Genomic DNA, 4,957 nt, shown 5'->3' with positions numbered 1-4,957 from the left:
ATAAGAGACAGGTGGGCGGAGGAGCCGTGGCGGGCGGCGGGGTCGCCACCCGGCCGGCGGCGGCCAGCCGCCGCACGTCCACCAGGGTGTGGAAGGCGGGTCGGCCCAGCTGGCGGGCGATCGCGTACGGCGTGCGCGTCCCGTCCGCGAGTTCGAGCACGTCCCGCTGACGGCGCGGCACCCGGACCCGCCCCGGCCCGTTCGGCGGCTCGGGAAGCCGCCGCACCGGCGAGGTGTCGACCGCCGGGTGCGGCCACAGCCGGTCCAGCAGCCGCCGCCGACGCCGCACCTCCCGCTCCACGAGGCCCGCCGACACCGCCCGGATCGGCCCCAGCCAGTGCCCGGCGCCAGGCCGGAACCTGACCTTCCTGACCTTCCCCGGCGAGGCGTCGAGCACGAAGAACGCCGCGTCGAAGAGCGCGCAGAGGTGGCAGATCTCCAGTTCGCCGCGGGAGAGCCGGCCGCTGTCGACGAGCCGGCGGGCGAGGCCGCCGCGCGCGCCGCCGTCCCGTACCGCCTGCTGCCAGCAGTCCGCCGCCAACCGGCCGTCGCGGGCGAGCAGTTCGTCCAGCCCGGGGGCGGCCGTGGACTCCGCGTGCACCACCTCGCCGTCGGCCAGGTAGACCGCGCCGACGTCGCTGTAGAGCACACCCGTCGCCCGGTCCGCCGCGAGCCGGCGCAGGCTGGGCATCCCCTCGGTTGTCGTGTCCCCGTCCGTGAGCGTTGTCATGCCAACACCAGCCGTTCGGCCATGGCCCGCAGTCGCAGCCGGGCCAGCGCGAGGTTGCCTTCGTCCCGATCCAGCCAGAGGTGGATGAAGACCGTGCTGTCGATGCCGGTCTCGACGAACCGCAGCAGGTGGTAGCCGTTGCGGGCGCTGACGATCACGTCCTCGACACCCGGGTCGTCGTCCGGACCGCCCTCGCCGAACGACGGCTGCTCGGCCGCCATCCTGGCCAGTTCGGCGGTCTCCGCCGCCGATGCCTCGTGGTCCCCGGCCGGCGACTCGCCGACGGTGCCCAGCGCGAGACCACTCGTCCAGTCGACCACGGCGGCGCCGCGCGCACCGGGCAGGACCATGGCCTCGAGCAGGCACTCGTCGATTCCGGGCACGCCAGATCTCCTCCCTCACCGGCCCCACCTCGGCGCCGGTGAGCAAGAAGTTACGCAACGTGGCGCCGATGTGGGTGAGTTCGGGGGTTTCACCGCGAACAGCCGGTGGAAGTACTACGCTTCGCCGCGCACATCCACGGGGCACTTGCCCCGCGCATACCGCTCGGCGACAAGAGGGTCGGAGGGCCCAGGCGGCGGGGGTGGTTGCTCACCGGCCGCCCGCAGGGCCGCCACCAGCCGCTCGCGGGCCGCCAGTTGCTCCGCGATGCGCGCGTCGAGCACCGCCAGCCGCCGCCGGGCGACCTCGAGGCCCGCCGGTGCCGGCGGCGCCGCCGCGACGTCCCCGTCGAGGCACGGCAGGAACTCGCGTACGTCCTCCAACGTGAGCCCGGCCGCGAGCAGACGGCGGATGTTGCGCACACGGACCACCGCGCCACCGTTGTACACCCGGTAGCCGTTGGCCGCCCGCTCGCTGCCGAGCAGCCCGGCCGCCTCGTAGTGCCGAAGCGCACGCACCGACGCGCCCGTCTCCGCAGCCAGCTGACCGATCCGCACGGTCCGTCCCCACTTCCGGTCGTGTCCGCGCGCGACAGGGGCGCGCGGCGGGCACCACGCGCCCACGCGTGCTCCGCGGTGGCGCCGCTCAGGCGATCACCGCGCCACCGTCCACCGGCAGGACCACCCCGGTCACAAAGCCGGCCCCCGGCTCACACAGCCGGGTCACCGCCCAGGCGACCTCCTCGGCGTCACCGATCCGCCCGAGCGGAGTGTGCGCGAGCTGCCACCGGCGCACCGCCGCAAGCTCCGCCGGCGACATCCCCGAATGCTCCCCGATCGGCGTCTCCACCGCCCCAGGCGCCACCGCCACCACGCGCACCCCGCGCGGCGCCAACTCGACCGCCCAGCTCCGTGTCAGCACCTCCAGCGCGCTCTTGGAGGCGGCGTAGGCGGCGTTCCCCGGCCAGGCCCGCCGGCCCACCGACGTCGTGATGTTGACGACCACACCGCCGGCCGCCTCCAGCGCCGGCAGCGCGGCCTGCGTCAACAGCGCGGGGGCAACCAGGTTCGTCCGGAACTGGTTCCCGAGCCCGGCCGCCGTCAGCGTGCCGAGCCCTTCCCGTACGACGATCCCGGCGTTGTTCACCAGCACGTCGAGTCGGCCGTGGCGCTCCAGCACTGCCCGCACGACACGTTCCGGCTCACCGTCGCCGGTGAGATCCGCCACCAGCACGTCGATGCCGGGCTCGCCGGCCGTGTCGTGCAGCGGCTCCGGGCGGCGGCCCGTCACGACCACCCGGGCACCCTCACGGGCGAACGCCCGCGCCGTCGCCCGACCGATCCCCGAACCACCGCCGGTCACCAGCACCGTACGCCTGAAGTCGTCCGTCTTCTCCATGCCGACGAGCGTCCGACCCTGACACCGACGTCAGGGTCAAGCCGGGCCGTCGACGGCGGGTCAAGGGCCGTCGACGGCGGCGGCGCCGGTCTCCGGCACGGCTACTCGCGGCCCTTGTGCAGCCCCAGCGGCGCGGCGATCTCGGCCGCCATCACCTCGCCGGCCTCCCGCTCCAGCTCACCGTCGTCGGTGACGGCGTCGCTGTCCGTGTCCAGGCCGTCCAGCTCCGCCAGCGGCGTGTTCAGCCGCACGTGCGCCACCAGCGACTGCAGCGCGCGCAGCGCCGCCGACGCCGTCGGACCCCAGTTGGAGAGGTAGGAGAACTGCCACCACCACAGCGCCTCCGACACCCGGCCGGCCCGGTAGTGCGCCATGCCGTGGCGCAGGTCGGTCAGCACGTCGGCGAGGTCGTCGGAGATACGGCAGGCCACCGGCGTACTGCGCGGCACGTACGGGTCGAAGACCTCGGAGTAGACGTCCACCGGTTCGAGCAGCCGCCCGAGCCGCTCCCGCAGCTCGTCGACGTCCGCCTCCGGACCGATGTCCGGCTCGTAGCGCTCCTCCGGCACGATGTCCTCGTGCGCGCCCAACCTGCCTCCGGCCAAAAGGAGTTGGGACACCTCAAGCAGCAGGTACGGGACGGCGCTGTCCGGTTCGTCGCCCTTGGCGACCTCGGTCACGGCGAGGATGAAGCTCTCGACCTGATCCGCGATCTGCACGGCGAAGTCGTCAGGACTGGCCGTGCTCACGTGGCGGACACCGCCCTGCTCGGCGAGCACGCCCGCGTCCTCGATGGCGGTCCCGGTGTCGGTCTCAGACATCAAGCAACCTTCTCCCCTCGAAGGCACGGCCCAGCGTGACCTCATCGGCGTACTCCAAGTCTCCCCCGACAGGGAGACCACTGGCCAGCCGTGTGACCTTCAAACCCATCGCGGACACCATGCGGGCCAGGTACGTGGCCGTCGCCTCACCCTCCAGATTCGGGTCGGTGGCCAGGATCAGCTCGGTGACCGCGCCGTCCGCCAGCCGCGACAGCAGCTCCCGTATCCGCAGATCCTCCGGCCCCACGCCCTCGATCGGGCTGATCGCGCCGCCGAGCACGTGGTAGCGCCCCCGGAACTCACGCGTCCGCTCGATCGCGACGACGTCCTTCGACTCCTCCACCACGCAGATCACCGTCGCGTCGCGCCTCGGGTCCAGGCACACCCGGCACTGCTCCTCCTGCGCCACGTTGCCGCAGACCGAGCAGAACCTGACCTTCGCCTTCACCTCTGTCAGCACGTGCGCGAGGCGCCGCACGTCCGTCGGATCGGCCTGGAGGACGTGGAAGGCGATGCGCTGCGCGCTCTTCGGGCCGATGCCCGGCAGCCTGCCCAACTCGTCGATGAGGTCCTGGACCACACCCTCGTACATGACCGCCGACTCCTTCTCCTGCCGTACCCAAAACGCCGGACGTCACCCACGCCCGCCCGGCGGCGGGCCGCCGCACCCGGCGGACGGCCCCGGCCCGCCGAACGGGGACGGGCGACCCGGGCGGCCCTCAGAAGGGCAGCCCCGGCATGCTGCCGCTCAGACCCTGCGCCAACGGACCCAGCTTCTCCTGCTGAAGCCGCTGCGCCGCCGCGTTCGCGTCCCGGACGGCGGCCAGGACAAGATCCGCCAGCGTCTCGGTGTCCTCCGGGTCGACCGCCTTCGGGTCGATCTCCAGGCCCTTCAGCTCACCGGAACCCGTCACCGTGGCCTTCACCAGGCCACCGCCCGACGAGCCCTCCACCGGCGTCTCGGCGAGCTCCTGCTGAGCCGCCGCGAGGTCCTGCTGCATCTTCTGCGCCTGCTGCAGCAACTGCTGCATGTCGGGCTGCCCACCACCGGGAAACACGGCTCGCTCGCTCCTGAACTCGGGATCATCGTCCACGGCGGCCCGACCCGGCGCGACCCACACACCCGCCGAGCACCCCGGCGGGGCGCGCCCCGAGGGAGCCACCGAACCCGAGCCTACGTGGTTCGCGACGCCCTCGGGCGCTCACTCGTGGTTGATCTCCTCGATGACCGTGGCGCCCAGCTCGCGGATGATCAGGTCGTGTCCGGACAGCGCGGACTCGTCCAGGTCGGGGTCGTCCTCCTCCGGGATGTCGTCCTCGACCGACACCACCGGTCGAGGCGCGAACTCCGCTTCCCTCTCCGGCCTGGACGCCGCCACCTCCCCGGCACCGCCCACGGCGGCGCCACCACCCGTCCCACCGTGGCCACCGACCGCACCGGCCCCGCCGCCGACCGGCCCGGAAGCCGCGCCCCGCGGACCGCCACCCGGGGCGCCGTACGCCGAATCCCCACCGCCGTACGCCGACGCCCCACCGGGCGCGCCGCCACCGCCCGGCACCGCACCTCCAGGCGCACCGCCGGACGCACCACCGGACGCACCGCCGCCCGACGCGCCGTACCCCGACG

At 73.7% G+C, this 4,957-nt stretch carries 9 protein-coding genes; 1 reads left to right on the top strand and 8 read right to left on the bottom strand.

Annotated features, from left to right (window positions below; all coding sequences use genetic code 11):
• The 8 genes from FNX44_RS23860 to FNX44_RS28635 form a co-directional block, all read right to left on the bottom strand.
• On the bottom strand, positions 1-730 hold a 730-nt coding region (locus FNX44_RS23860; RefSeq protein ID WP_143650965.1), incomplete at its 3' end, for a transcriptional regulator.
• Complete coding sequence (locus FNX44_RS23855; RefSeq protein ID WP_143650963.1) at positions 727-1,113, bottom strand: hypothetical protein; 387 nt, start codon at positions 1,111-1,113, stop codon at positions 727-729. The genes FNX44_RS23855 and FNX44_RS23860, both read right to left, overlap by 4 nt.
• Before the next feature lie 114 nt (positions 1,114-1,227).
• Positions 1,228-1,668: a MerR family transcriptional regulator gene (locus FNX44_RS23850; RefSeq protein WP_143650961.1), complete on the bottom strand. Its 441-nt coding sequence runs from the start codon at positions 1,666-1,668 to the stop codon at positions 1,228-1,230.
• 88 nt (positions 1,669-1,756) lie between these two features.
• Positions 1,757-2,509, bottom strand: coding sequence for an SDR family NAD(P)-dependent oxidoreductase (locus FNX44_RS23845; protein ID WP_143650959.1), 753 nt, complete (start codon positions 2,507-2,509; stop codon positions 1,757-1,759).
• Positions 2,510-2,610: 101 nt separating this feature from the next.
• Complete coding sequence (locus FNX44_RS23840; RefSeq protein ID WP_143650957.1) at positions 2,611-3,330, bottom strand: DUF5063 domain-containing protein; 720 nt, start codon at positions 3,328-3,330, stop codon at positions 2,611-2,613.
• Positions 3,323-3,922 carry a recombination mediator RecR gene (recR, locus tag FNX44_RS23835; protein ID WP_143650956.1) on the bottom strand — a complete coding sequence of 200 codons (600 nt, stop codon included), beginning with the start codon at positions 3,920-3,922 and terminating at the stop codon, positions 3,323-3,325. Before recR ends, FNX44_RS23840 begins: the two co-directional genes overlap by 8 nt.
• Before the next feature lie 127 nt (positions 3,923-4,049).
• Positions 4,050-4,388, bottom strand: coding sequence for a YbaB/EbfC family nucleoid-associated protein (locus tag FNX44_RS23830; protein WP_143650955.1), 339 nt, complete (start codon positions 4,386-4,388; stop codon positions 4,050-4,052).
• A 144-nt stretch (positions 4,389-4,532) separates the two neighbouring features.
• Positions 4,533-4,727: a hypothetical protein gene (locus FNX44_RS28635; protein ID WP_194362478.1), complete on the bottom strand. Its 195-nt coding sequence runs from the start codon at positions 4,725-4,727 to the stop codon at positions 4,533-4,535.
• 24 nt (positions 4,728-4,751) lie between these two features.
• Here FNX44_RS28635 and FNX44_RS29215 point away from each other — a divergent pair.
• Positions 4,752-4,957: hypothetical protein (locus FNX44_RS29215; protein WP_228450158.1), on the top strand; the 206-nt coding region annotated here is incomplete at its 3' end.

Origin of the sequence: Streptomyces alkaliterrae, assembly GCF_007097205.2 — a bacterium.
Classification (GTDB): Bacteria; Actinomycetota; Actinomycetes; order Streptomycetales; family Streptomycetaceae; genus Streptomyces; species Streptomyces alkaliterrae.
This window is presented reverse-complemented; position numbering and strand designations above follow the sequence as displayed.